At 60.4% G+C, this 25642-nt stretch carries 28 protein-coding genes; 17 read left to right on the forward strand and 11 right to left on the reverse strand.

Features of this window, described 5'->3' with window-relative positions; genetic code table 11:
- The first annotated feature begins 3 nt into the window (after window positions 1–3).
- Window positions 4–369, forward strand: a complete 366-nt coding sequence (locus KW846_RS23705) for a 5-carboxymethyl-2-hydroxymuconate Delta-isomerase (protein ID WP_007979758.1) — start codon at window positions 4–6, stop codon at window positions 367–369.
- A gap of 3 nt (window positions 370–372) precedes the next feature.
- On the opposite strand, the gene KW846_RS23710 is transcribed toward KW846_RS23705, so the two are convergent.
- The 3 genes from KW846_RS23710 to KW846_RS23720 all read right to left on the reverse strand — a co-directional run bounded on the left by KW846_RS23710 (window position 373) and on the right by KW846_RS23720 (window position 3541).
- Window positions 373–1311 carry a LysR family transcriptional regulator gene (locus KW846_RS23710; protein WP_218485726.1) on the reverse strand — a complete coding sequence of 313 codons (939 nt, stop codon included), beginning with the start codon at window positions 1309–1311 and terminating at the stop codon, window positions 373–375.
- Between the two features lie 114 nt (window positions 1312–1425).
- Window positions 1426–2343, reverse strand: a complete 918-nt coding sequence (locus KW846_RS23715; protein WP_218485728.1) for a DMT family transporter — start codon at window positions 2341–2343, stop codon at window positions 1426–1428.
- A 13-nt stretch (window positions 2344–2356) separates the two neighbouring features.
- Window positions 2357–3541 (reverse strand): cyanate transporter, encoded by a 1185-nt coding sequence (locus tag KW846_RS23720; RefSeq protein ID WP_218485729.1) that lies wholly within the window; start codon window positions 3539–3541, stop codon window positions 2357–2359.
- A 485-nt stretch (window positions 3542–4026) separates the two neighbouring features.
- On the opposite strand from KW846_RS23720, the gene KW846_RS23725 reads away from it, so the two are divergent.
- The 6 genes from KW846_RS23725 (at window position 4027) to KW846_RS23750 (ending at window position 10567) form a co-directional block, all read left to right on the forward strand.
- Window positions 4027–5409 (forward strand): glutamine synthetase family protein, encoded by a 1383-nt coding sequence (locus KW846_RS23725; RefSeq protein WP_218485730.1) that lies wholly within the window; start codon window positions 4027–4029, stop codon window positions 5407–5409.
- A 189-nt stretch (window positions 5410–5598) separates the two neighbouring features.
- Window positions 5599–7248, forward strand: a complete 1650-nt coding sequence (locus tag KW846_RS23730) for a phosphoethanolamine transferase (RefSeq protein WP_218485731.1) — start codon at window positions 5599–5601, stop codon at window positions 7246–7248.
- A 72-nt stretch (window positions 7249–7320) separates the two neighbouring features.
- The gene (locus KW846_RS23735) at window positions 7321–7971 is read left to right on the forward strand and encodes a class I SAM-dependent methyltransferase (RefSeq protein WP_218485732.1); all 651 of its coding nucleotides are present in this window, start codon (window positions 7321–7323) and stop codon (window positions 7969–7971) included.
- A gap of 120 nt (window positions 7972–8091) precedes the next feature.
- Window positions 8092–9225 (forward strand): ribonuclease D, encoded by a 1134-nt coding sequence (rnd, locus tag KW846_RS23740; RefSeq protein WP_218485733.1) that lies wholly within the window; start codon window positions 8092–8094, stop codon window positions 9223–9225.
- Entirely contained in the window at window positions 9222–9515 is a 294-nt protein-coding gene (locus KW846_RS23745; RefSeq protein ID WP_218485734.1) for a YcgL domain-containing protein, read from the forward strand. Before rnd ends, KW846_RS23745 begins: the two co-directional genes overlap by 4 nt.
- A 119-nt stretch (window positions 9516–9634) precedes the next feature.
- Window positions 9635–10567: a D-2-hydroxyacid dehydrogenase gene (locus KW846_RS23750; protein WP_218485735.1), complete on the forward strand. Its 933-nt coding sequence runs from the start codon at window positions 9635–9637 to the stop codon at window positions 10565–10567.
- Between the two features lie 85 nt (window positions 10568–10652).
- Here the strand turns inward: KW846_RS23750 and KW846_RS23755 are convergent, their stop codons facing one another.
- Complete coding sequence (locus KW846_RS23755; RefSeq protein WP_218485736.1) at window positions 10653–11246, reverse strand: nitroreductase family protein; 594 nt, start codon at window positions 11244–11246, stop codon at window positions 10653–10655.
- 164 nt (window positions 11247–11410) lie between these two features.
- Here KW846_RS23755 and KW846_RS23760 point away from each other — a divergent pair, with 164 nt between their 5' ends.
- Together KW846_RS23760 and KW846_RS23765 are read left to right on the forward strand one after the other, a co-directional pair.
- Window positions 11411–11860 (forward strand): YcgN family cysteine cluster protein, encoded by a 450-nt coding sequence (locus KW846_RS23760; RefSeq protein ID WP_007972404.1) that lies wholly within the window; start codon window positions 11411–11413, stop codon window positions 11858–11860.
- A 35-nt stretch (window positions 11861–11895) separates the two neighbouring features.
- Window positions 11896–13125: a hypothetical protein gene (locus tag KW846_RS23765; protein WP_218485737.1), complete on the forward strand. Its 1230-nt coding sequence runs from the start codon at window positions 11896–11898 to the stop codon at window positions 13123–13125.
- Between the two features lie 113 nt (window positions 13126–13238).
- On the opposite strand, the gene KW846_RS23770 is transcribed toward KW846_RS23765, so the two are convergent.
- The 4 genes from KW846_RS23770 to KW846_RS23785 form a co-directional block, all read right to left on the reverse strand.
- Complete coding sequence (locus KW846_RS23770; RefSeq protein WP_007972408.1) at window positions 13239–13616, reverse strand: DUF2892 domain-containing protein; 378 nt, start codon at window positions 13614–13616, stop codon at window positions 13239–13241.
- A gap of 80 nt (window positions 13617–13696) precedes the next feature.
- On the reverse strand, window positions 13697–14167 hold the full coding sequence (locus KW846_RS23775) for an RNA methyltransferase (RefSeq protein WP_007911337.1): 471 nt from the start codon (window positions 14165–14167) through the stop codon (window positions 13697–13699).
- Window positions 14168–14359: 192 nt separating this feature from the next.
- A complete protein-coding gene (locus KW846_RS23780; protein WP_007898702.1) occupies window positions 14360–14731 on the reverse strand; it encodes a YajD family HNH nuclease in 372 nt (123 codons plus the stop codon).
- A 50-nt stretch (window positions 14732–14781) separates the two neighbouring features.
- Window positions 14782–15468: a spermidine synthase gene (locus KW846_RS23785; protein WP_007972413.1), complete on the reverse strand. Its 687-nt coding sequence runs from the start codon at window positions 15466–15468 to the stop codon at window positions 14782–14784.
- A 95-nt stretch (window positions 15469–15563) separates the two neighbouring features.
- On the opposite strand from KW846_RS23785, the gene KW846_RS23790 reads away from it, so the two are divergent.
- The gene (locus tag KW846_RS23790; RefSeq protein ID WP_104450506.1) at window positions 15564–15854 is read left to right on the forward strand and encodes a hypothetical protein; all 291 of its coding nucleotides are present in this window, start codon (window positions 15564–15566) and stop codon (window positions 15852–15854) included.
- Here KW846_RS23790 and KW846_RS23795 read toward each other — a convergent pair.
- On the reverse strand, window positions 15851–16324 hold the full coding sequence (locus tag KW846_RS23795; RefSeq protein WP_116580265.1) for a cyclic nucleotide-binding domain-containing protein: 474 nt from the start codon (window positions 16322–16324) through the stop codon (window positions 15851–15853). The two genes, KW846_RS23790 and KW846_RS23795, sit on opposite strands and share 4 nt — an antisense overlap.
- Before the next feature lie 138 nt (window positions 16325–16462).
- On the reverse strand, window positions 16463–18523 hold the full coding sequence (locus KW846_RS23800) for a S9 family peptidase (RefSeq protein WP_218485738.1): 2061 nt from the start codon (window positions 18521–18523) through the stop codon (window positions 16463–16465).
- A gap of 293 nt (window positions 18524–18816) precedes the next feature.
- On the opposite strand from KW846_RS23800, the gene KW846_RS23805 reads away from it, so the two are divergent.
- From KW846_RS23805 to KW846_RS23815, 3 genes are read left to right on the forward strand one after another with little or no spacing between them, the layout of a single operon-like run.
- A complete protein-coding gene (locus tag KW846_RS23805; RefSeq protein ID WP_104450503.1) occupies window positions 18817–19314 on the forward strand; it encodes an MFS transporter in 498 nt (165 codons plus the stop codon).
- 32 nt (window positions 19315–19346) lie between these two features.
- The gene (locus KW846_RS23810) at window positions 19347–20123 is read left to right on the forward strand and encodes a class II glutamine amidotransferase (RefSeq protein WP_007972420.1); all 777 of its coding nucleotides are present in this window, start codon (window positions 19347–19349) and stop codon (window positions 20121–20123) included.
- 11 nt (window positions 20124–20134) lie between these two features.
- Window positions 20135–20677, forward strand: a complete 543-nt coding sequence (locus KW846_RS23815; RefSeq protein WP_218485739.1) for a DUF2937 family protein — start codon at window positions 20135–20137, stop codon at window positions 20675–20677.
- A gap of 155 nt (window positions 20678–20832) precedes the next feature.
- Here KW846_RS23815 and KW846_RS23820 read toward each other — a convergent pair whose 3' ends face one another.
- Complete coding sequence (locus KW846_RS23820; RefSeq protein ID WP_218485740.1) at window positions 20833–21747, reverse strand: LysR family transcriptional regulator; 915 nt, start codon at window positions 21745–21747, stop codon at window positions 20833–20835.
- 146 nt (window positions 21748–21893) lie between these two features.
- Between KW846_RS23820 and KW846_RS23825 the strand changes: the two genes are divergently transcribed.
- From KW846_RS23825 to KW846_RS23840, 4 genes are all read left to right on the forward strand, one after another.
- Window positions 21894–23180 (forward strand): MFS transporter, encoded by a 1287-nt coding sequence (locus KW846_RS23825; protein ID WP_218485741.1) that lies wholly within the window; start codon window positions 21894–21896, stop codon window positions 23178–23180.
- Window positions 23181–23253: 73 nt separating this feature from the next.
- Window positions 23254–24006 (forward strand): 5-oxoprolinase subunit PxpA, encoded by a 753-nt coding sequence (locus tag KW846_RS23830; RefSeq protein WP_218485742.1) that lies wholly within the window; start codon window positions 23254–23256, stop codon window positions 24004–24006.
- Entirely contained in the window at window positions 24003–24707 is a 705-nt protein-coding gene (locus KW846_RS23835; protein ID WP_218485743.1) for an allophanate hydrolase subunit 1, read from the forward strand. Before KW846_RS23830 ends, KW846_RS23835 begins: the two co-directional genes overlap by 4 nt.
- Window positions 24704–25627, forward strand: a complete 924-nt coding sequence (locus KW846_RS23840) for a biotin-dependent carboxyltransferase family protein (RefSeq protein ID WP_218485744.1) — start codon at window positions 24704–24706, stop codon at window positions 25625–25627. The genes KW846_RS23835 and KW846_RS23840 overlap by 4 nt, the downstream gene beginning before the upstream one ends.
- Window positions 25628–25642 lie beyond the last annotated feature (15 nt).

The raw sequence follows: 25642 nt of genomic DNA on the forward strand, positions 1-25642 counted from the left end.
CTCATGCCTCACCTGCACATGGAATACACCGCCAACCTGACTGACCTGAATGCCGATGTGGCGTTGATGCGGTTGAACAATACGCTGGTGGGTTCCGGTCAGTTTGCTGCCGAATTCGACATCAAAAGCCGCGCGGTCAGGGTCGAGACGTTCAAGGTCGGTACTGCTCTGGCTGAACGGGCATTCGTGCATGTGAAACTGGCACTGTTGAGTGGGCGTTCCGCACAGATCAAGAAACAACTCTCCGAAAGCCTGCTGGCGGTGGTTCAGGACCTGTGTGAGTGGCCGAGCGGCGTTGAAGTCCAGTTGTGCGTGGAGATTCTCGACATCGATCGCGATTCCTACAGCAAGACCGCCATCAGCCACTAAGTATCAGGCCGTTTCCTGCACGGCGCAGGCCTGGATCACTTGCGCTCGCAGCCAGGTGTTGGCGCTGTCCTGATCGACACGCTGGCTCCACTGCATGTCGAGGGTGAAACCCGGCAGACCTTCGGGCGCTTCACAGTGATTGAAGGTGTCGGTACTGGCCAGCAGCCGCTGGATGCGCCGGGGCAGGGTCAGGGCATAGTCGGTGCCGGTAATCAACTTCAGCGCTGCACTGTAACTGTTGGCGCGCGCGACGATCTGGCGCTGTTTGGCCTGCTGCGCGAGCCAGCCGTCGACCATGTTGGTGGCGGATGTCCAGGGTGTCGGGAACACGTGTCGACGTTCGACATAGGTTTGCAGGCTCAAACGCGGTTCCGCCGGGGTGGCGCGTTTGTCGAACACACAGACAAGATCATCTTCGAGCAGCGTCCTGGATTTGAAATCGACGTGGCTGCGATGAAAGTTCGGGCCGAAACACATCACCAGGTCGAGACTGCCTTCGCGCAACGCTTCGGCAGGGATGTCGGCTTCGAGTTTGAACACATTGACCGTCACCGGAAGATCGGCAAGGGCGAAGGTTTTCAACAGGCGCGGCAGGATCAACTGCTCGAAATACTCCGGTGCGCAGAGGTTGAACGTCACGGCTTGCAGGCCAGGGTCGAACGCGGGTGAGCCGGCGTGACACAAATTGATGCTTTCCAGGATTTTCAGCGCGTGAGGGTACATCGCGCTGGCCTTGCCGGTGGGCTGCATGCCGCCGGTACGGGTATTGATGAACAGTTCGTCCTCGAAGCTGTTGCGCAGTTTTTTCAGGCAGTAACTCACTGTGGACTGGCTGACGCTAAGCGTCTCGGACACGCCGGTGACGCTGTTCTGCTCGTACACGGCGACGAACACCATGAGGTCCTGCATGTCGAGTTTTCTAAGCGAATTACTGTTCAGCATCCATTGCATCTCGCTGCGCCCCTTGCGCTTACCATGTGCAAGGGTGGGTGAATTATCCTAATGGAATGAGCGAACAGGGAAAATGCCTTGCAGGAAGTTTCGCCCTGGAGCCTTTCAACTCTGGACCATCGCCGACACGGCGCGGCGGCTGGAGATCAACAGCGCGAACATGCCGATGCCCACCAGCAGCGCGCCGGCCAGCTCCAGCGGCAGCGGCATCTGGCGGCCCCAAAGCCAGTGAAACAAGGTGATGAACAGCGTGCTCAGGTAGATGTAGGAAATCACCGAGGATGGCGCGATCACGCCGATGGCCCGATGCAGCAGCCAGAACGTCGCCAGGGTGGCGAACACCGCCAGGTACATCAACCAATAGAAATCCTGGAGCGTCAGTGATGATGCCGAGCGCCAACCGCCACTGAATCCACAGAACACCAGCAGAAACAGTGCGCCGAACAGCATGTTCCAGAACGTCATGGGCACCGGCCCGCGTCCCTTGAGGCTATTGGCTTTCAGGCGTTGGCTGAGCGGGGCGTAGAGTGCCATCGCCAGGCAACCGATGCCGTACACAGTCAGTGCATACGGCGATGGCAACTCGCCGGGGCCGGTGTCTTTCATGATCAGTAACACCGCCCCGGCAGCGGCGAGCAGCATCGGTACAATCCGTTGTTTCAGGCGGCTGTCAGGTATGAGCACGGCTTCGAAAGCCAGGGTCATCAGCGGTACCAGTGTAAACATCGTTCCGGTATTGACGGCGGAGGTGTAGCGCAATGTTTCGAACAGCGATCCGAAGTACAACGCCAACAGCAGGCCGAGCACCCCATGACCGAGCAGCCCGCGGGCGGTCATGACGGCATTGCCTTCACGCAACAACAGCGGCAGAAACACCAAGGCGCAGAACAACAGGCGCAAGCCGGTCAGCAGGATCGGGTCGATAGCCTGGCTGACTTGCGCCGCCGCGGAAAACGAGGCGGCGATCAACAAGGCCCAAAGCAGCATGCTGGCGTGAGCGGCGGTGAAACCGGTGGTTTTCATGGCAGGCTCCGGGTCAGTGGATGTGGCGGCTGTAGTGTCTTGGGTTGAAGCGCAAAACCATCAACATCATCAGCGCCATCACCGCCGTCAGCGTCCACCAGGCCCATTCAAAGCTGCCGAGCCGGTCGCGGATGATCCCCGCCAGCAGCGGCGACAGGCTGGCGATCAGGTAGCCGATGCCTTGCACGAATGCGGTCAGGCCACCAGCGCGCAATGGATTGTCCAGGTGATCCAGCGATACGATCAGGCTCATCGGGAACAACCCGCCGATGCCCAGCCCCAGCAGGCATGGCCACATCAGGCTCAAGTGCTGCGGGCTCAGAATCAGTCCGCAGAAACCGGCGATGATCAGTGCCAGCAAGACCATCAGCACGACTCTGCGGTCGCGGCAGCGATTGGCGATGAAGGGCGTCAGCAGGCCCGACAGCACTTCCATTGCGGTCAGAAACCCGAGCAGCAACCCGGCGTGTTGCTCGCTCCAGCCCTTTTCCACGTAGTACGGCGCCAACCAGGCCAGGACGCAGGTGTAGGACGCAGTGCCCAGGCCAAAGAAGATCGCGAGTAACCACGCGCGGGAATTGGCGAAGAATGATCCTTTGCGGGATGCCCTCGAATCCATTGTTGGTATCCTTGTGCTTTGGCTGCGCCAGAAGAGCAATGCCAGCACGGCGAGAACGGCCCAGATCGCCAGGCCCATACGCCAGCTGCCGGTAGACGCCATCACCAGTGGCGCAAAGGACGCACCCATGGCGGCACCGCCCATGATCGATGTGACGTAAAGTCCCATGCACAGGGCAACGTGGTCGCTGAAGCGGGATTTGATCAGCACAGGCATCAGGGCCTGGATCAGGGCGATGCCGATACCTGCCAGTACGGCGCTGAGGATCAATTCGGCTACCGAATCGACAAACAGGCGCGACACCGTGGCCACGCCTATGATCAGCAACGAAAGTACGACAGTACGCTGTTCACCGAGACGCTGGCTGACATGCAGTCCGAAAAACATCGCCAGTCCCATGGCCATGACCGGCAACAGGGTCAGCAGTGAAGCCAGACTGAAACTCAGCGGGATGTCCTCGCGAATCGCCGAGAGCAAAGGCCCGACGGAGGCCATGGAGGGACGCAGGTTCAGGGCGACGAGCGCAATGCTTAACATCAAGCAGAGGGCAGGGCGGGTAGTCGCGCGGGTGTTTTCCATGATCGGACCTTGAACGGTAGAGGTGCGATTAGGCGCGCGAGCCGGCAAGGCCGCAAATCAGAAAGTCTGGTGATGTATTTGAAAATTAAATAAGAGTGCGGTCATACGGAGGCCGTTGAATGTTTAGCCATTCGACATCCAAAGTTCTTCAAATCCTGATTTAACGACGGAACCCATCGTGTGACGCTGCGGGTCATCTGTTTTCTGCGGTTCTCTCTATGGACGGTTGGCCAGTCGCAATCCACTTCAAGGCAACCATCGGCGCTCGTGCGGCGAGCCTTGGTCGTCGATTCACGCCCGCCACCGCGCCAAGCCTCTCTGCACTTCCTTCTGAACTGGCCTTCTGGGCGCTGTGGCATTGCCGACATGCGCGCCCGCCGGATTCCTGCTTTTTCCGCTGATCGTTCCTACATATTCCGGTAGGTACCGGAATTAAAGTGCGTGTGCCTTTGTGCACCCGTCAAACACGGAAAAAGAGAATTCCCATGAGTTGTGCCACGACCTCGTTCGCCACCCGGCTTGAAGCCCTGACCTTTCTGGAACAGAACCCGGATATTGAAATGTTCGAGCTGTTCATCCTCGACAATAACGGTGTGCCGCGGGGCAAGCTGCTGCACCGTGACGAGTTGCTGGCGGTGTATGAAAGCGGGCGGCCATTACCGAGTACCATCCTCGGTCTGACCATCAACGGCGATGACGTGGAAAACTCCGGGCTGGTCTGGGATGTCGGCGATATCGACTGCCGGGCCTACCCGATCAGCGGCAGCCTCACGCGTATGCCCTGGCGTCTGATACCGACCGCGGCCGTGCAGGTCAGCATGCACCCGACTGAGGGGATGCCCGCGACCATTGCCGATCCCCGTCACTTACTGGCGAAAGTCATCGAAGGTTTGCAGGCTGACGGCTATTACCCGGTCATGGCGGCGGAACTGGAGTTCTATCTGCTGGATCAGCAACGCGACAGCGATGGCCGGCCGCAACCGGCACGGGATGTCGATGGCGGGCGTCCGCGCGGCACCCAGGTCTATGGATTGCGCGAGCTTGAGCAAATCGAACCCTTTCTTGCCGATCTCTACAGCGCCTGCAAGCTCCAGGGGATTCCGGCACGCACGGCCATTTCCGAATACGCGCCGGGGCAAGTGGAGATCACCCTCGAACACCGCACCGACGCGTTGCAGGCAATGGACGAAGCGGTGCGCTACAAGCGCCTGGTCAAAGGGGTGGCACACAAGCACGGCATGACGGCGTGCTTCATGGCCAAGCCATTCGATGACCTGGCCGGCACCGGGATGCATATGCACGTGAGTCTGGCGGACAAGGACGGCAACAACCTCTTTGCCAGCGAAGCCCCGGATGGAACGCCTCTGCTCAAGCAGGCTGTCGCCGGCATGCTCAGTACCTTGCTCGACTCGCTGTTGCTGTTCTGCCCCAACGCCAATTCCTACCGTCGATTCCAGGCCAACAGCTATGCGCCGCTGGCAGCCACCTGGGGGGTGGACAATCGCACCGTGAGTTTGCGCGTGCCTGGCGGGCCGGCGTATTCCCGGCACATCGAGCATCGAATTTGTGGCGCGGATGCCAACCCCTATCTGGCGGCTGCAGCGATTCTGGCCGGTATTCATCGTGGTATCCGCGAACAACTCGACCCGGGTGCGCCGGTGGAGGGCAATGGCTACGCCCAGGCCGCGAAACTGTTGCCGACGGACTGGCTGACCACATTGCGTTCGCTGGAAGGTTCCAGTTGGGCCAGGGAAGCCTTCGGCGGCGAGTTCCTCGGTGTCTACCTGGCGGTGAAACGCGCCGAGTATCGCCAATTCATGGGGGAGGTCGGTGAGCAGGACTGGCGCTGGTACCTGCATCAGGCTTGAGCCGAAATCCAACCAAAGCTGAACTATTCTCAAATAGTCTGAAGTTTCTGGCAGGTGTTATAAGCCAACTAATTGTTGGCTTCTTTTTCACAAAAAATTGATGGTTGGCTACCTAAAATTAGAACTGTCTCGGTCAATGAAATTTTCACATTTACCGAAGGCACTTCTTTTCAGGACTCGCCGAACCTCATGTTTAAGATTAAAGCCGTGCGCCCCGAATGGGTGACACTGATTGCCAGTGCATTTTTGTTGGTTGGCTTCAACTTTGTACTCTGGCAACACCTGTTCGAAATCACCACGTCCGATGGCAAAGGCATCGTCATGCGCGTGGCCTTCGGGGTGATGATATTCGCGGCCTTCAACATCGTGCTGACCCTGCTGGCCTTCCGCCCGGTGCTCAAGCCGCTCCTGACCCTGCTGTTCATGGTCAGCGCGGGCGTGGCGTATTTCATGAGCCAGTATGGTGTCCTGATCGACACCGGCATGTTGCGTAACTTCGCTGAAACCAATGCTACGGAAGTGCGCGACTTACTGTCGCTCAAGTTGTTTGTTTATATTGTGCTGCTCGGTGTATTGCCGTCATGGTTATTGTGGAAAGCACCGATTATTTATCGTCGCTGGCACCGTGAACTGCTCAGTAAAGTCCTGGTGACGTTTGCTTCGGCGGCCGTCATTGGTGGTGTTGCACTGGTTAACTATCAAGGCCTGTCTTCGCTGTTTCGCAATCACCACGAGTTGCGCCTGATGGTGGTGCCAAGCAACTACATTGGAGCCTCGGCTGGTTTATTGCGCGAGAAAGTAGCGACTGCGCGGCAACCCTTTGTGAAGATCGGTGAAGATGCCCAACGCAATACGGTCTGGCAAACTCACGGGCGCAAATCCCTGACGGTGCTTGTCGTCGGGGAAAGTGCCCGGGCGGAGAACTTCGGCATCTTTGGCTATAACCGCGACACCACGCCAAAACTGAGTAAGGAAGATGGCCTGATCGCCTTCACCGATGTGCATTCCTGCGGAACTGAAACCGCCGTTTCGGTGCCTTGCATGTTCTCCAACATGGGGCGCAAGGATTACAACGCCAGCAAGGCCAAGAACGAAGAAGGCCTGCTGGATGTGCTCAAGCATGCGGGTATCGACGTGATCTGGCGTGACAACCAGTCGGGCTGCAAGGGTACGTGCGATCGCGTCACCCTTCAGGACGTCAGCAATCTGAAAGACCCGGCATTGTGCGCCAACAGTGAATGCCGCGACGAAATCCTGCTGCAGGGGCTGCAACATTTCATCGATACCCTGGACAAGGACACCGTGCTGGTATTGCACCAGATGGGTAGTCACGGTCCGGAGTACTTCAAGCGTTATCCGAAAGAGTTCGAGCGCTTCACCCCGGTTTGCGAGAGTAATGCCCTGAACAATTGCAGTCGCGAAAGTATCGTCAATGGTTACGACAACACCTTGGTCTATACCGACCATGTGCTGTCGACCCTGATCGATCTGCTGCGCAGTAACCAGTCCAAAGTGGATACCGCAATGCTGTACCTGTCGGACCACGGTGAATCCCTGGGTGAGTACAACTTGTTCCTTCACGGCACGCCTTACATGCTGGCACCGGAGCAGCAAAAACATGTGGCCATGTTTGCCTGGTTCTCCGACAGCTATAAACAGTCGTTTGCGGTAGATACCCGCTGCCTGCAACAGAGTCGTGAAAAGCCCCTGAGCCAGGACAACCTGTTCCATTCGATGCTCGGACTGCTGGAGGTCAACAGCAAGGTCTACAACCAGGACCTGGACATGTTTGCCGGATGTCGTGGCCCGGTGACTGACGGCGTGCTGGCCAAGGATTGAATGCTCCGATTTTGTTTCACTCGGTGGCTGCCGACCTGCGGCCTGTTGAACGTTTAACAAGAGCCATTGCACATGTCCGCTCAACCCCCATCCGCCATCGAGCTTGAAATTGCCCGGCGCTACGATCAGGAACACGCGCGCGTCTGCCTTCAGCCGCAAGCGCCGGGCCTGGCCGGGCGGCTGACGCACTGGCGCGAGGCGCGTCTGGTGCGCAATGCACTCAAGGTCGCTGGTGAACCGGGGCTGATCCTCGACGTGGCCTGTGGGGTTGGGCGTTTCTGGTCGGTGCTGGCCGAACATGCCAATCGGGTGATCCTCGCGACGGACCCGTCCCAGGACATCCTCGATCATGCCCGCACACATCACCCGCAAAGCCTGCTGAAGCGGATCAAGACCTTTCAAAGCTCCGCCTTTTCGATTGGTTTGTCGGAAAACGCGGTGGACTGCATTTTTTGCATGCAACTGTTTCCGCACCTTTACAGTCCGGAACATCGTCTGGCGATGCTGGGCGAGTTTTACCGGGTCAGTCGCGATACGGTGATCGTCGCGGTGCGCCTCGATGGTCTGTTCAAGGGCGCGCATTCAAGCGTGGAGGGGCCATTGCCGAGCAAGGCGGGGGTCGAAAGCGAGTTCAGGCAGGCGGGATTCCGTTTGCTCAGCCATCAGGATTTTTTTCCCGGTTGTGCACAGATGCGGGTCTACGTGCTGGGTAAGACCAGCTAGGCCGACCTTGTCGGACTATTCTTCATGTCACGCAGTCATTTTCGCTAACGCTCTTCAGTGGATGCGCGGAAATCGCCGGGGGCGATATATACTGCGCGCCATTCTTCAAGGGAGAGCCGTGTGGCCATCGATATTCACTGGATTCGCGACAACGATAGCCTCGGTCGGTTTTGTGCCGAGTGGCAGCAACTGCCATTCGTTGCCCTCGATACCGAATTCATGCGGGTCGACACCTTCTACCCGATCGCAGGCCTGCTGCAGGTCGGCGATGGCAAACGTGCCTACCTGATTGATCCGCTGACCATCGACAACTGGCAGCCTCTGGCCGCATTGCTGGAAAACCCGGCCGTGCTCAAGGTTGTCCACGCGTGCAGCGAAGACCTCGAAGTCCTGCTACGCCTGACCGGTAGCCTGCCGGCGCCACTGTTCGATACGCAATTGGCAGCCGCTTACCTGAACCTCGGTTTCTCCATGGGCTATTCGCGCCTGGTGCAGGAAGTGCTCGGCATCGACCTGCCCAAGGGTGAAACCCGTTCCGACTGGCTGCAGCGTCCGCTCTCCGACACCCAGATCAGCTATGCCGCCGAAGATGCCGTGCACCTGGCTGAGGTGTTCGTAAAGCTGCGTCCAAAGCTGTCTGACGAGAAATACGCCTGGGTTCTGGAAGACGGTGCCGAACTGGTGGCCAACCTGCGCCGCGAGATCGATCCGAACGAGGTCTATCGCGATGCCAAGCTGGCCTGGAAGCTGTCGCGCGCCCAACTCGCGGTATTGCGTGAACTCTGCGCCTGGCGTGAAAAGGAAGCCCGTGCCCGCGATCTGCCGCGCAACCGGATCATCCGCGAGCATTCGTTGTGGCCGCTGGCGCGTACGCAACCGGATAACCTCGGCGCCCTGGCGAAAATCGAAGACATGCACCCGCGTACCGTGCGTCAGGATGGTGAGTTTCTGCTTGATCTGATCAAGCGCTCTGGCAGTGTGTCGCCAGATCAATGGCCGCCAGCCGTGCCGGAGCCGCTGCCGGTGGACGCTGCCGTGTTGCTCAAGCAGCTCAAAGCCATCGGCCAGGCCGAGTCCGAGCGCCTGAACATTGCGCCGGAACTGATGCTGCGCAAGAAAACCCTGGAAGCGCTGCTCAAGAGCGGCTTCCCCAATGGTCCCTACCAATTGCCTGATTCGCTGCGTGGCTGGCGCCGCGAATTGATGGGCCAGGCGCTGCTCGACAGCCTGGTCACCGCCGGAGAACAGCCTTGAAACGTATTTGCTCCATCTATCGCAGCTCGAAGAAAAACGAAATGTACCTGTATGTGCTCAAGAGCGATGCTCTGGAGCGCGTGCCGGAACCCCTGATGGCAGCCTTCGGCAAGGCCATCCACGCGTTCGACCTGGTGCTCAGCCCCGAGCGCAAGCTGTCGCGCGAGGACATCACCGTCGTGCTGGATAACCTCGAAAAACAGGGTTATCACCTGCAAATGCCGCCTGCTGAAGACGAGTACATCGAGCACTTGCCGGAAGAATTGTTGCGCCGCAACGATCCGGTGTGAATGGCAGACAGGCTCTGTTCAGAGTGGTTATGAAACACTGATTGATTTTAGCGATGGCAGCATCGACCGAGCAGCGCTCTGTCGGTTGCCGTCTGCACCGTTTTTGAAAGGTTTGAAGCATGCGCGTCCTGATTGCTGAACACGACCATCCCGTGTACGCCCAACTGTTGCGCGAGGCGGCACCGGACCTGGAGGTGCTGACCAGCGGTGATTCCGCCGAACTGGCCAGCCAGGCCGCGGATTGTCCGGTGTGGCTCGGCCAGCCTGATCTGCTGGCGACCCTGTTGCGCCAGAGCCATCAACCGCAATGGCTGCAATCGACCTGGGCCGGCATTACGCCGCTGCTGGCCGATGGCTTGCCACGGCACTATCGATTGACCCGTGCAGTCGGTATCTTCGGGCAAGTCATGGCCGAGTACGTGCTCACCTATATGCTCGGTCACGAACGTGAAGTGCTGGCGCGACTGGTCAGCCAGGTCGAGCGCAAATGGGACAGCCGCCATGGCCAGAGCCTGGCGGGGCGCAAGGTGTTGATCGTCGGCACCGGTGATATCGGTCAGAGTGTCGCGCAGTTCCTCGTGCCGTTCGGGGTCGAGCTGTATGGCGTTGCCAGCAGCGCGCGGGAACAGGCGCCGTTCATCGAAGTCGGTGCACTGGCGGATCTGCCGCGGCTGGTCGGTGAAGTCGATTACGTGGTCAATCTGCTGCCGAACACGCCGCAAACCCACGATATCTACGACGCGGCGCTGTTCAAGCAATTCAAGCCGACCGGGTTGTTCATCAACGCTGGGCGCGGTGTGGCGGTGGTCGATGCGGATCTGGTGGAAGCCTTGAAGGAAGGGCATCTGGCGGGCGCGGTGATCGACGTGTGCCGTCAGGAGCCATTGCCCCAGCGGCATCCATTCTGGACAGCCTGGGGACTGCTGCTCACCGGCCACAGCTCGGCACCGACTTCGCCGTCGATGATGGTGAAGCTGTTTGTCGAAAACCTGCGGGCGTATCAGGCGGGAGAGGCGTTGCGCGGGGAAGTGGATTTCGATCGCGGGTATTGAGGCGTGGCGAAAAAAGATCGCAGCCTTCGGCAGCTCCTACAGGGTGTCACCTGTAGGAGCTGCCGAAGGCTGCGATTTTTTGCTGTTAGAGAGTGAAGTCGCCTTCAGCCGCCAGCTCGCTCAACGGACGGCGCGGGCTTGGTACTTCACGGGCCTGCAGGTACTCCGCCAGGCTGGCCTTGTCCCCCAGCTTGCCCACCGCGACGGCGGCATGCAGGGCGTAGTCTTCAGGAATGTTCAGCTCCTTGCGGGTCAGTTCCTGGTCGAAGCCGGCCATGCCGTGGGTGTGCCAGCCGCTCAGGCTCGCTTGCAGGGCCAGGTGGCCCCAGGCGGAACCGGTGTCGAAGGTGTGCCACAGGGCCGGGGTTTCTTCGGTGGCGCCTGGTGCGGTGAAGGTGGTTTTCGAAATCACGATCACCAGGGCCGAAGCATGTTGCGCCCAGCTGCGGTTGAATTCGTTCAGCAGTCCCAGGTAGCGCTCCCAGTTCGGCGTGTCGCGACGTGCGTAAAGGAAGCGCCAGGGTTGCGAGTTGTAGGCCGAGGGTGCCCAGCGCGCGGCTTCGAAGAAGCTCAGCAGGGTTTCCTCGGCAATGGCTTCGCCCGTGAAGGCGCGGGGCGACCAGCGATCGGTGAACTGACGGTCAATGGTGTAATCGGCAACGCGTGGGTTGGCACTCATCAAGAGATTCCTTGCTACGTTTGAAAGTGGGAGCGACGAAAAACCCTACTTGGCAGCGCAGAAACTGACAAGCCCGTTCTACCGACAGTCGCCAATGCTTGGCCCACGGGGCTACGGGCACTAGACTGGCGGCCTTTTCACCACCTGATGTCGATGCTCGAACCATGGCCGCCAAAGTAGAACCGTTCTGGATACGCAAGACCCTCGATCAACTCGATCAGGAGGAATGGGAGTCGCTGTGCGACGGCTGTGGATTGTGCTGTCTGCAAAAGCTTGAAGACGAAGACGACAACAGCGTCTATTACACGCGCATCGCCTGCAAACTGCTGGACCTGAAAACCTGCCAGTGCACGGATTATCCTAACCGTCGTGCCACTGTGCCGGACTGTATCCAGCTCACGCCGGGCAAGGCCGACGAATTCAAATGGCTGCCGCCGACGTGCGGCTATCGCCTGGTCAGCGAAGGCAAGGACCTGCCGTTGTGGCATCACCTGGTGTGCGGTGATCGCGATGCCGTGCATCACGAGCGGATTTCCCAGTCCGGACGCATGCTCGCCGAAGGCAGCGTGCCGGAAGACGACTGGGAAGATCACCTGATTTTCCGAGCAGGCTGACTGTCCGAGGCTCAACGTTTCACGAAGGAGTGTGTATGGCTGTGGGATGGCGGCAGGCGTGGGGCGTTGGATTACTGGCCGTGAGTGCGCCCGTATGGGCAGCGAACAAGGTCGATCTGGATTATCACGTGCGCCTGTTGCCGCAGAGCGATCAAGCCGAAGTGCGCCTGACGCTCGCCCAAGGCTCGGCGGTACGCAGCCTGGATTTCGACCTTGGCGATGGCAGCCACTACAGCGATTTCAAGGCCGACGGCCAATGGCAACTGACCCCTGGCAAAGCGACGCGGGGTGTCTGGCGTCCAGCGGCCGACAAGGCCAGCCTGACCTACCGGGTGAATATCAACCACGGGCGCAAGAACGGCAGCTTTGACACGCGCATGACGCCAAACTGGGCATTGATGCGCGGCGACGATCTGGTGCCGGCTGCCAGGCTCGATCAACAGGATGGCGTCGAGCTGGTTTCACGCCTTCAATTCGAGCTGCCCGGTGGCTGGAAAAGCGTTGAAACCGCGTGGCCACGGATCGGCCAGAACAAGTTCCGTATCGATAACCCTTCCAGGCTGTTCGACCGGCCCACGGGCTGGATGCTCGCTGGCCAGCTTGGTAGCCGCCGGACCGGTCTGGGCGAGACTGAAGTCACTGTCGCCTCGCCGCTGGGGCAGGGTATGCGGCGTATGGATGTGCTGACGCTGCTGACCTTCGTCTGGCCGCAAGTGCAGGCGCTGTACCCGCGACACCCGGGCAAACTGCTGATCGTCGGGGCCAATGATCCGATGTGGCGTGGCAGCCGGTCGGCGCACGAGTCGATCTACCTCAACAGTCACCTGCCATTGGTCAGCGAAAGCGGCACCAGCGCCCTGGTCCGCGAGTTGGCCCAGGTGTTCGGACGGATCAATGGCACAAAGCGCAGTGACTGGATCGGCGAAGGCTTTGCCGAGTATTACGCCATAGAACTGGTGCGCCGGGCCGGCGGCATGAGCGATGAACGCTACAAGAGCCTGCACGGTAAACTGGTCAAGACCAGCCAGAAGGTCAGCACGCTGCGCAGTGATCGGGTCAATCCGGTGCAGGTGGCCAGGGCGGTGGTGTTGCTGCAGGAGCTGGACCAGGAGATTCGCCTGAAAACCCACAACAAGCGTTCGCTGGATGACGTGTTGCGCGGGGCGATGCGCCTGGGGGATATCGATACCCAGGCGTTTGTTCAGCTCAGCGAGAGCGTGATTGGTGGGTCTTCAAAAGTGCTCAGTACCGAGTTGATTCAGTAACACCGTCATTCGCGAGCAGGCTCGCTCCCACAGGGGATTTGTGCCGTACACAAATCCCCTGTGGGAGCGGGCTTGCTCGCGAAGAGGCCAGAAGCCTCACCGAAACTGTTGGATCAAACCCCGGCTTTCGGCGACTTCAACGAATCATTGCCGGTCACGGTGGCAGTTTTGGTCGCCGCCTCGGCATTGGCCTTCAACTGGCTCAGTTCCTCACCGGCCCGCTGGATTTTCGCCCGCACGTTGTCCATGTCCTGGCGGCTTTTCTCCAGCAGGCTTTTCGCCGAACTGTGGCCGGTAATGCCGCGCGCCAGGGCTACGCCGCCGATGGCCACCTGGATCAGGCCGAAGATTCCGCCACGACGCAGGCCCTTGCCCACCATCACCACGCCGCCGGCCAGGGAGCCGATGCGTTCCCAGCCCTGCACGTTCTGCTCGGAAGGGCTCTGGAAAGGGGTGGATTCGATACGCTCGACGCGTTTGAGTTCGCTCATGGTCTGTCTCCAGGCTTCAGTGATCGATAGTCCAGCTGACCGCCAGGGCGGGCAGCTCGTTCAATCGGATGTGCGGCGATTCAGCGGAATTTTGGTCCGGAGCGGGTATTGAGCCCCTTGGCCATACGGTCGTAGAGCACGACGTTGACCGTGGCGGCCAGGTTCATGCAACCGGTGGTCGGAATGTAGACCACGTCTTCGCACCAGTCGCGAATCTCCTTATCCAGCGAGCCGTCTTCCGGGCCGAAGATGTAGAGCGCGCGATCCGGGTGGGTGTATTCCGGCAGAGGGCGGGCACCTTCAACCAGTTCCACGGCGACGGGCACACAGTTGAGCGGCAGGATTTTCTTCAGGTCATCGATGCCGATCAGCGGGATGTCGTAGTGCACACGCTTGGTATCGGTGACGAAGTCGGCGGCGCGCTCATAGCGCTTGCCGGTGTAGAACACCGACGCCACGCCATAACAGCCAGCGGCGCGCATCACCGAACCGACGTTCTCCGGTGATTTGGGGTTATACAAACCAATGCAGCTGTACCGTTTGTCTGCCACGAGCGGGGTGCCTTTCGGGAAAAAAGCGCGATTATACGGGGATTGGGCGGCAGTGGTCAGTTCGGAGATTGGCGGTGTAGCTGAGGCCGCCTTCGCGAGCAAGCCCGCTCCCACATTTGATCTGCGTCGTACACATAACCAATGTGGGAGCGGGCTTGCCCGCGAAGAGACCAGTTCAGGCACTGAATATTTTCAATCTTCTTTTTTCATCAACCCAGCCAGCGCCGCAAACGGGTTATGCGTGGCCTTGGCGATTTTCGGCGTGCTCAGCGAGCCTTCGTCGAAATACTGCTGGTCGGTATAGCGCGAGTGTTCGTTATCGTGGCAGTACAGGCACAACAGCTCCCAGTTCGAGCCGTCCTGCGGGTTGTTGTCGTGGTTGTGGTCGCGGTGGTGCACGGTCAGTTCGCTCAGGCGCTTGCCGGAGAACTCACGGGCGCAGCGGCCACAGACGTGCGGATACATCTTCAGGGCCTTGTCGCGGTAGCCCATTTCCTTGTCGCGCTGGTTGTCGGCGAGAATGCGATCCAGCTTCGAAGTGTTGGTCGGGGTGGACGAACTCATGGGTTCACCTTTGTAGAAAGACTGATGACGGTTATAGGGTGAAGTTTAGCCTAGCCCTTGAGCTTCTCGGCAATCCAGATGGTGTGGCGGGTGCCCTTGTTGCCGTGGGCGAAGACCTGCACTTCCTCGGCCTTGAAGCCGGCTTTCTTCAGTTTGTCGGAAAATTGCCGATCAGCGCTGGCCGACCAGACCGCCAGCACGCCTTTGGGGCGCATGGCCCTGGCGCAGGCGTTCAGGCCAGCGGCGGAGTACAGCCAGCTGTTGGCCTTCTGGGTCAGGCCTTCGGGGCCGTTGTCGACATCGAGCATGATGGCATCGAAGCCCTGGGGTTCGGCTTGCAGGACCTTGGCCACGTCTTCCATGCGAATCACCGTGCGCGGGTCGAGCAGCGGGTTGCCGGCCTTTTCGCCCAGCGGTCCACGGTTCCACTCAACGACTCCGGGGACCAGCTCGGCGACCACCACTTCGGCGGTCTTGCCCAGGTGCTTGAGCGCCGAGGCAAGGGTGAACCCCATGCCCAGGCCGCCGATCAGCACCCGTGAATTCGGTCGGCCTGCGACTTTGCGGCAGGGGATCTCGGCCAGGGCATCTTCGGAGCCGTGCATGCGCGTGTTCATCAATTGTCCGCCGTCGCCACCCTGGATCTTGATGACGAAATCCTCGCCATATTCGAACAGGCACAGGGCACCGCCGTTTTCAGGAATGGGGGTGGTGTCCAGCAGAACGAAACGTTTCATGGGGCTCACTTGAAGAAAATTGGCAGAACTCGGGAGGGCAAACAGACGCAGTTGGGAGTAGCCTGTTCATGACGACAAGGCCAACGGAGCCATTGATGAAGCGCACCATTCTAACGGTCATTGCCCTGGCCGCGCTCTCGATAACTGCAGCGCAGGCCCAACAGTTGCAAACGATTCCCGTCAGCCCCGCGCCGATACCCGGTTCGCCCGGCACCGCCACGCCCACGCCTTACCCGCAAATCAGCCCGGCGCCCTTGCCGAAAGTCGGCCCCGGCAGTAGCGGGCCGCCGTTGGTGCCGATTGAAATGCCCAGCCCGCCAACCAAGGATCAGCCTGTGCCGGGAATCGAACCGAACCCGCCGAAAGTCAAATCACCGGGTGGCTAGACCTGCTGCGACAGCAATTGACCGTCGGCCATGCGCAGGCGTTTGGACAGGGAGACGGCGAGGGCACGGATGATCTTGGCGGCGATTTTCGGTGCATCGTTGAGCATCTTTTCCAGCGAGTCCTTGCCCAGGTTGAGCAACTGGCAGTTGCTGGCGGCCACGCAACTGGCCGAGCGCCGTTCGCCGTCGAGCACGGCCATTTCCCCGAACGAGCGGCCGCTACGCAACGTGGCAATGGTGACTCGTTGCCCGTCAGCGGTGGTTTTCTGCACCGCCACCTGACCGGTATGGATGATGCACATGAAGCTGCCGGCATCGCCCTCCTGGAAGATCACCTCGCCCTGGGCAATGGTGCTGATACTGAAGTAGCCCGAGGCCGCGGCGAAGTCCGCCGGCAACAGTTGATTGAACAGGCCGCAATCCATCAGCCAGTCGCGAATTTCGTTGTTCAGAAAGGTTGATTCAGACATGTCGTCACGGTCTTTTGTTTGTCTGGTTCCCTGTAGGAGCTGCCGCAGGCTGCGATCTTTTGACTTTGATTTTTCAAGATCAAAAGATCGCAGCCTGCGGCAGCTCCTACAAGGGATCGGTGTTGTATCCGTCCGCAATCAAGGCCGGTTTATACCCAATACCTTGAACAAAAATGCATATTCGAGAGCTACGTCACGCAATCCCTGATATCGACCGCTCATCCCGCCATGCCCGGCACCCAGTTCAGTCTTGAGCAGTAGCGGATTGCTGTCGGTCTTGGTCGCGCGCAGTTTCGCCACCCACTTGGCCGCTTCCCAGTACTGCACGCGGCTGTCGTTGTAACCGGCGATCACCAGGGTCGCCGGATATGCTTGCGCAGTGACGTTTTCGTACGGGGCGTAGGCCTTGATTCGATCATAAACGTCAGGCTCTTCAGGGTTGCCCCACTCGTCGTATTCCGTCACGGTCAATGGCAGATCGGGGTCGAGCATGGTGTTGAGTACGTCGACGAACGGCACTTCAGCGATGGCGGCGCCAAACAGCTGCGGCCGTTGATTGAGCACCGCGCCGATCAGCAAGCCACCGGCGCTGCCGCCACTGATCGCCAACTGCGGTGCAGTGGTGAAGCCTTGGGCGATCAGGTGTTCGGCGCAGGCGATAAAGTCGCTGAAGGTGTTGTGCTTGTACTCCTGCTTGCCGGCGCGATACCAGGCTTCCCCCAGTTCGCCGCCGCCCCGCACGTGGGCAATGGCAAACGCCATGCCGCGATCCAGCAGGCTCAGGCGCGCATGGGAAAACCATGGGTCGAGGCTTTCGCCATAGGCGCCATAACCGTAGAGGTACAGCGGCACCGGTTTGCCGAGGTCGGTACGTTTGATCACCAGGCTGATGGGCACTTGCGTGCCGTCCGGCGCCGTGGCCCACAGGCGCTGGCTGATGTAGGCGTCGGCGTCGAACGGGCCGAGCACCGGGGTTTGCTTGAGGACTGTCTGTTCGCCGGTCGCCAGCTCCAGTTGGCGGATTTGCGCCGGACGGTTCAACGCTTCGTAGCGCAGGCGAATCCGCTCGCTTTCGAACTCCAGGCTGTTTTGCACGTGCAGGCTGTAGGCCGCATCCGGCAATTGCACGCGATAAGGCGCCAGGCCTTGTGGGTGTACTTCAATGACCGGCAAACCGCCAAGCCGCAGGCTGAGGGTCATGGCCCCGGTGTTCAGGCTGATGCCGTCGATCATCACCGTGTCGCTATGGGGGATCAGGTTCTGCCAGTCGGCTTCGGTGGGCGCGGCGCCGGTATCGACGGCCGTGTACAAGGCGAAATTGATGCCGTCGCGGTTGGTGCGGATGAACCAGGTCCATTGTCCGTCGAGTGCGCCGTGATCCACGTCGTACTCATGATCCTCAACCCGTGGCGCCAGGCAGGTAAACGCCTGCTGGGGCCGGGAGGCATCGAGCACCCAGACTTCGCTGGTGGTCTTGCTGCCCACGGACAGCAGCAGTTGCTGCTCGGAGCTTGAACGGTAGCAATGCATGAAGAAGCGACCGTCCGGCTCATGGAACACTTCTTCGGCCGCCGTACCGTCCAGCCGATAGCGATACAGCTTGTGTGGGCGATGGGTGTCGTCCAGTTCGCCAAAGAACAGCGTCAGGCTGTCGTTGGCCCAGGTCATGCTGCCGTCACAGTCCTGGAACTCCAACTCGCTGACGCGGCCGTCGGACAATTCCTTCACGAACAGCGTGTAAATCTCGTCGCCACTGGAGTCGATGCTGTAGGCCAGGCGCTGATGATCCGGGCTGATGCTGAACGCACCCAGGGAAAAGAAGCCGCCGTTGGCCAGTTCGTTGGGGTCCAGCAGCAGTTGTTCGCGGCTTTCGTCGAGGGTCAGGCTGTCATCGGCCGGACGCGGGCAGCGGTAGTGCCGGGCGTACTCATCGCCTGCGGTGGTGCGGGTGTAATACAGATACGGTCCCCAGGGCGAGGGCAGGGACAGGTCGGTCTCGAGAATCCGCCCCTTGATCTCCTCGAACAGAGTTTCGCGCAGCCCGGCCTGGTCGGCGGTTTGCGCCTCCTGATAGTTGTTTTCGGCTTTCAGATAGTCGAGCACTGCATCGGTGTCGCGCTCTTGCAGCCAGGCATACGGATCGGAGCCATCAGCCTTGTGGGCAATCGGAGCGTCGTGAATGTTGGCGGATAGGGGCATGAAGAACTCTCGAGCAAGGGGCTTGGCAACCTGTGGGAGCGGGCTTGTGTGGCGAGGGGGCTTGCCCCCGTTCGGCTGCGAAGCAGTCGTAAAACAGGTACCGCGTTATTGACTCAATATCGCAATGACTCGTTTTAGGGCCGCTTTGCGACCCAACGGGGCGATGCGGCGTTCCGACAAGCCCCCTCGCCACACAAGCCCGCTCCCACATGGATAGCGTTCAACAGTCAGGCATTGATGCAGCCTGACGGGCGAAAAGCCGTTATCATAAGCGCCTCTTTGCCTGCCTTGCCATGGACACCATGACCGAGAACGACTATCTGATCGCTTGGGGCCTCTACGCCTTCGCCGCTTTGGGCTGCCTGTTGGTGTGGATGCGCTTGACCCGCTGGATGTGGCGTTGGCTGCGTGAGCCGCTGCGGCTGCTGATGGTCGTGCTGCTGTTCAGCCCGACCATCATTGACCCGGTCAAGGATAAAGTCGCACCAGCCGTCGCCATTACCGCGCTCGACCTGCTGTTCAAGGTCGGCAACAACGCCTGGCGGGCCATTTCCGATCTGTTCATGTACGGAATGATCGCATTCGGCCTCTATCTGGTGCTGGTAGCGATCCGTTTCCCCATCGAACGCGCCGCCAACGCCCGCAAGGAGCGTGAGGCTGCCACCAAAGCCGCCGTTCGTGCCGAAGAACCTGAGGATGATCAACCGTTTGGCGGTGCCGGCGATGATCGTTACGGTCGTCCGCCCGTGCCGAGCAATCCTCAGCGGATGCGAGTCGAACCCCGTCTGTAACCTTGCCCCTGCGATTGAGCGAGAGTCCGAACATGTGTGAGTTATTGGGCATGAGCGCCAATGTCCCGACCGATATCGTGTTCAGCTTTACCGGGCTGATGCAGCGCGGCGGCCGCACCGGCCCGCATCGCGATGGCTGGGGCATTGCCTTCTATGAAGGCCGTGGGCTGCGGCTGTTCCAGGACCCGGCGGCCAGCTGTGAGTCGGAAGTCGCCAACCTGGTGCAGCGCTATCCGATCAAGAGTGAAGTGGTGATCGGGCACATCCGCCAGGCCAACGTCGGCAAGGTCTGCCTGTCCAACACCCATCCGTTCGTCCGCGAGCTGTGGGGGCGCAACTGGTGTTTCGCCCATAACGGCCAGCTGGCGGATTTTCAGCCGACGGCCAGCTTCTACCGCCCCGTGGGCGATACCGACAGCGAAGCGGCATTCTGCGATTTGCTCAACCGTGTGCGTGCGGCCTTCCCCGAGCCGGTCGAGGTCGAAGCGTTGCTGCCGGACCTGGTGGCTGCTTGCGCCGAGTACCGCAGCAAAGGCGTGTTCAACTGCCTGCTCAGTGATGGCGACTGGCTGTTCTGCTATTGCTCGACCAAGCTGGCGCAGATCACCCGTCGTGCCCCCTTTGGCCCGGCGCGCCTGAAAGATGTCGACGTGATCGTCGACTTTCAGGCCGAAACCACACCCAACGATGTGGTCACCGTCATCGCCACCGAACCTTTGACCGAAAACGAAACCTGGACCCGCTACGAACCGGGTCAATGGAGCCTGTGGCGACGCGGCGAATGCGTCAGCCAGGGCACGACCGAATAAGGACTCCTTGCATGTTGCTCAGTTATCTACGGCTGGTGTTGTTTGCGGCGGGCTTGTTGATCGGTGTCCAGGTGCCGGGGTTCATCAACGATTACGCCAAGCGGGTCGAAGCCCATCTGATGGAGGCGCAAGCCGGGTTGAGCGGCTTCCAGAACACCGCCAACCAGTTCTTCAAGGGCGACATGCAGGCGCTGGTCGCGCATTACCGCGCCAGCGAGGACCCGATCTTTCGCAGCGATGCCGACAGCCTGAGCAACCTGCTGACCCGTCAACTGGTGTTGGATAAACAGTTCCAGGCGATGCAGGGGCCGTGGTACATCCGCTTCCTGCAAGTGGTGCTGGCCGCCGATCCGGACATCCGCAAGGAAACCTGGAACGGCTACAGCTACCAGATCCTGTTGACGCCCGAAGCGATGGTCTGGGGCATGAGCGGTGCTTTGCTGCTGTCGTTCGGGATCGAGTGCCTGTTCCGGCTGATCGACTGGGTGGTGCTGGGCGGCAAACGCCTGCGCCAGAGCCGGCCGATCGAAGAGCGGGATTTGCGCGGGTTGTAACAGCGTGCGGTTCCTGTGGCGAGGGGGCTTGCCCCCGCTCGGCTGCGCAGCAGTCGTAGAATTGGTAGCCGCGGTTTACCTGAATGATTTGGTTGATGGGTATTGGGGCTGCTTCGCAACCCAACGGGGGCAAGCCCCCTCGCCACAGGATGCCATCAACTGGAGAGGACGATGTAGCGCTCTCCCACCTTCTGCGCATACCCCTCCAGCACCTGCTGACACAACGCCACAATTTCCTCGACCCACTCCACACCCACTCGCCACGACACCACCACCTGCAAGTCGGGTGGTCGCTGATCGATGTCCAGCAGGGTCAACTCCCCCCGTGCCAGCTCTTCGGCCACCAGCACCGGAGGCAACGCGCCAATGCCAAATCCGTCGCGCAGCAGCCGGGTAATCGCCGACACCGAGTTCACGCAGTTCAGTCGCGGCGCCATCACGCCATTGGCCTGCATCAGGGCCAGCACTTCCTGGTGCGGATGGGAGTTTTTCGAATAGGTGATGATCCGTTCGCCCGCCAGGTCAGTGATGCCCGAGTAATCGCGGTTGTAAATCGAATTGCTGGCGACGATCCAGCCCATGGGGTGGCTGGCCAGTTCCAGGCTACGCACGCTTTCCTGACGCAGCAGGTCGGTTTGCAGGATCACATCGAGAAAGCCTTTTTGCAGCTGATCGCAGAGGTTGAGCGAGGTATCGGCCACCAGCTCGATTTCCACCAGCGGGTAGTGATCGGTCATCTGCGCCACCAACGGGCTGAGCCAAGTATGGATCACCGTGTCCATCACGCCGATGCGCACCCGTCCGGCCTTGCTCGAACGGGTCTCGATCGATTGCTTGAGTGCCTGCATGGTGTCCAGCATCTGCTCGGCGTAATCGAGCACTTTGAGGCCTTCGGGCGTCAGGCTCACGCCGCGCGAATCACGCAGAAACAGCTTCACCCCGAGCTCGCCTTCAAGCACCGCAATCCGGCTGGAAATCGAAGCCTGAGTGGTGAAGAGCTTGTCGGCGGTCAGGCGGAAACTCTTGAGTCGGGCGACCCAGACAAAGGTCTCGAGAAACTTCAGGTTCATGGGATAAAGATTTCTTATGTCTAAGGCGGGTTTTTATTAGTTGGACGCAGTGGGGGCGCGCGTCCAAAAATCGACGCATCCGGTTCCCACGATAGGCGTCGTCGGGGCTCAGAACAATACCAATAAAATCAGCGCGGAGATTTGCCATGAGTGCGCCCGACACCCCCGTCATTGCGAAAGCCACGGCTCGCCCGGGACCTTTCGACTGGTATCGCAACATCAATCAGCAGGAGCGCCGCACCTTCTGGAGCTGCAAGATCGGCTATGGCCTGGACGGCATGGACACCCAGATGCTCAGTTTCGTGGTGCCGACCCTGATTGCCATGTGGGGCATCACCACCGGCCAGGCCGGGCTGATTCACACCAGCACACTGATCGCCTCGGCCATCGGTGGCTGGGTCGCAGGGATTCTCTCCGACCGCATCGGGCGTGTGCGCACCCTGCAACTGACCGTGTTGTGGTTTGCCTTCTTCACCTTCCTCTGCGGCTTTGCCCAGAACTACGAACAACTGCTGATTGCACGGACCCTCATGGGCTTCGGTTTCGGCGGCGAGTGGACGGCCGGCGCCGTGCTGATCGGCGAAGTGATCCGCGCCAAGGACCGCGGCAAGGCTGTGGGCATGGTGCAATCCGGCTGGGCGCTGGGTTGGGGGCTGACGGCGATCCTGTATGCGCTGTTGTTCTCGGTATTGCCACCGGAAGATGCCTGGCGTGCGCTGTTCATCCTTGGCATCGTGCCGGCGATTTTTGTGATTTTTGTCCGCCGTCTGGTCAAGGACCCGGAAATCTATCGCCAAGCCAAAGCCCGGCAGGAGCCGAGCAACCCGTCGAAGTTCTACGAGATCTTCGCCCCCGGCATGCTGTTCACCACGATTCGCGCTTCGTTGCTGACCACCGGCGCATTGGGCGGCTACTACGCGATCACGTCCTGGCTACCGACTTTCCTGAAAAACGAACGCGGTTTGAGCGTACTCAATACCAGCGGTTATCTGGCGATGGTGATCGTCGGTTCCTACGTGGGTTATGTCATCAGCGCCTATTTGACTGACATCCTCGGACGCAAGAAGAACTTCATCCTGTTCGCCGTCGGCTCGTTCACCATTGTCTTGCTGTACACGCAAATGCCGGTCAGCAACGGCGTGATGCTGTGGCTGGGCTTTCCGCTGGGCTTCTTCGCCTCGGGGATTTTCAGTGGCATGGGCGCATTCCTGACCGAATTGTTCCCCACGCGCATTCGCGGTTCGGGCCAGGGTTTTTGCTACAACATCGGCCGCGCGCTGGCGGCGTTGTTCCCGCTGCTGATCGGCCTGCTCAGCCAGACCGTACCGCTGAGCGTGGGCATCGGTGCCTTCGCGGCGGTTTCCTACGGTGTGGTGATTCTCGCGGCCCTGAGCCTGCCGGAAACCCGTGGCAAGCAACTCGACGCCCAGTAACTGATAACCTGCGGGACTGTCCTACAGATATGTCCCGCAGCTGAAAAGAATAAAGCCTACAGGAGTGTTCAGTGTGAGCCGCCTGCTATTGAACTGCGACATCGGCGAGAGTTTCGGCAGCTGGACCATGGGTCTGGACGCCGAGATCATGCCCTTCATCGATTGCGCCAACATCGCCTGCGGTTTTCACGCCGGCGACCCGAGCATCATGCGCAAGACCGTCAGCCTGGCCCTCAGCCACGGTGTGCAAATCGGCGCGCATCCGGCCTATCAGGATCTGGTGGGCTTCGGCCGCCGCTCCATGGCCTATGCCCCCCAGGAACTGCAAGACATCCTGCATTACCAGATCGGCGCCCTCGACGGCATCTGCCGGGCCCAGGGCGGCCGGGTCAGTTACGTCAAACCCCATGGCGCAATGTACAACGACATGATGGCCAATCCGGCGCAGTTGCGCGCCGTTTTGCAAGCGGTGGCGTCCTACGATCGCACTCTGCCATTGATGCTGATGGCCACCCGCGACAACAGCGCGGCCCAACAAATGGGCGATGAATACGGCGTGACACTGTGGTACGAGGCTTTTGCCGATCGCGCTTACGACAGCGCCGGCAGGCTGGTCTCGCGACAACTGCCGGGCGCGGTGCATCACGACCCGGAAACAATCATCGAACAGGCGCTGACCATTGCCCGTGGCGATCAGCTCACCGCCAGCGACGGCAGCGCCCTGCATTTGCAGGCCAACACCCTCTGCGTGCACGGCGACAACGCCAGTTCGGTCGCTGCCGTGCAACGCATCCGTGAAGCCTTGAACCGGCAGAGTGCGTCATGAAGCTGCGGGTGGAAGTGGTGGCGCTGGATTGCCTGATGGTGCGCCTGTTCGATGAAATTGCCGAAAGCAACATGCCGTGGATGCTCGCGGCCAGTGAAAGTCTGCGCATGGCATTTGCCGGGCACCTGATCGATCTGGTGCCGTCCTACACCACATTGATGGTGCATTACGACCTGACGGCATTGAGCCCGAGCCAGGCACGGGAACTGATCGCCCAGGCACTGATCGATCTGTCGCCCAATGCGCGCACTCGCGGTACCTGTCATGTGTTGCCGGTGTGGTACGACTTGAGCGTCGGGCCGGAATTGACGCTGTTGTCGCAGCGCAGCGGATTGGCGGTGGAGGAGGTGATCCGCCGCCACAGTGAGCGTGAATACCAGGTGTTCGCCCTGGGTTTTGCACCGGGCTTCGCCTTCATGGGGCTGGTGGAAGAAGTGCTCGCTGCGCCGCGTCTGAACACGCCACGCAAGAAAGTCGCGGCCGGCAGTGTCGGCATCGCCGAGCGGCAAACGGCGGCTTACCCGGTGGTATCGCCGGGCGGCTGGAACCTGATCGGCCGCACGCCGGCGAGATTATTCGACCGCAACCGTGACGGCTACAGCCTGATGCAGCCCGGTGACACCGTACGGTTCGAAGCGGTTGGCCATACCGAGTTCATTAACCTGGGGGGTGACGATACGCCTCTGGAGGCCCAGGCATGAGCCGTCTGATGATTGAAGCGAGTACGCCGCTGTGCCTGTTGCAGGATGCCGGTCGATTCGGCGTGCGGCATCTGGGCGTGACCCAGGGCGGAGCGGCAGATTGGCGTTCGATGTCCTGGGCCAACTGGCTATTGGGCAACGGACTGGATGCACCGGTGATCGAAATCACCCTCGGCGGATTTACCGTGGTGGCTGAAGAAGACTGCGTGCTGGCCTTGGCCGGAGCGGATCTTGGCGCGCGGGTGGACGGCGAGGCTTTGACCCCGTGGCGCAGTTTCAGGCTGCACAAAGGCCAGCGCTTGCAATTCACTCAGCCGTTGCTCGGAGCCCGGGCTTATCTGGCGGCGCCGGGTGGGTTTGATGCGCCGAAGGTGCTGGGCAGTAGCGCTACGGTGGTCCGGGAGGAACTCGGCGGGCTGGACGGCATGGGCCGAGCGCTGGGTATAGGGGCGAGCTTGAGCTATTCGGGCAACCCGGTGATGTTGCTGCGCGAATTGAGCGCAGACCAACGACCGGACCTGAACCTTGATGCGCCGTTGGACCTGGTCCTCGGAGCACAGATCGGCGAGTTCAGTGGGCAGAGCCTGTTCGACGCATTCAACAGCGCATGGCACCTCGACAGCCGTGCCGACCGGATGGGTATTCGCCTGCTGGGTACGGCGCTGCAGTACCAGGGCAAGCCGATGATTTCCGAGGGCATTCCCTTGGGTGCCGTGCAGGTGCCGCCCGACGGGCAGCCGATTGTGTTGCTCAATGATCGGCAGACCATTGGTGGGTATCCGCGTCTGGGGGCGTTGACGCCGTTGGCGCTGGCGCGGCTGGCGCAGTGCTTGCCGGGAAGGGTGGTTCGACTCAAGCCCGTTGTGCAAGAGGTCGCGCATCGGGAACAGATCGAATATTTGCAATGCTTTAAAGTTTGAAGATCAAAAGATCGC

This window comes from Pseudomonas sp. PDM32 (genome assembly GCF_019219225.1).
Classification (GTDB): domain Bacteria; phylum Pseudomonadota; class Gammaproteobacteria; order Pseudomonadales; family Pseudomonadaceae; genus Aquipseudomonas; species Aquipseudomonas laurylsulfatiphila.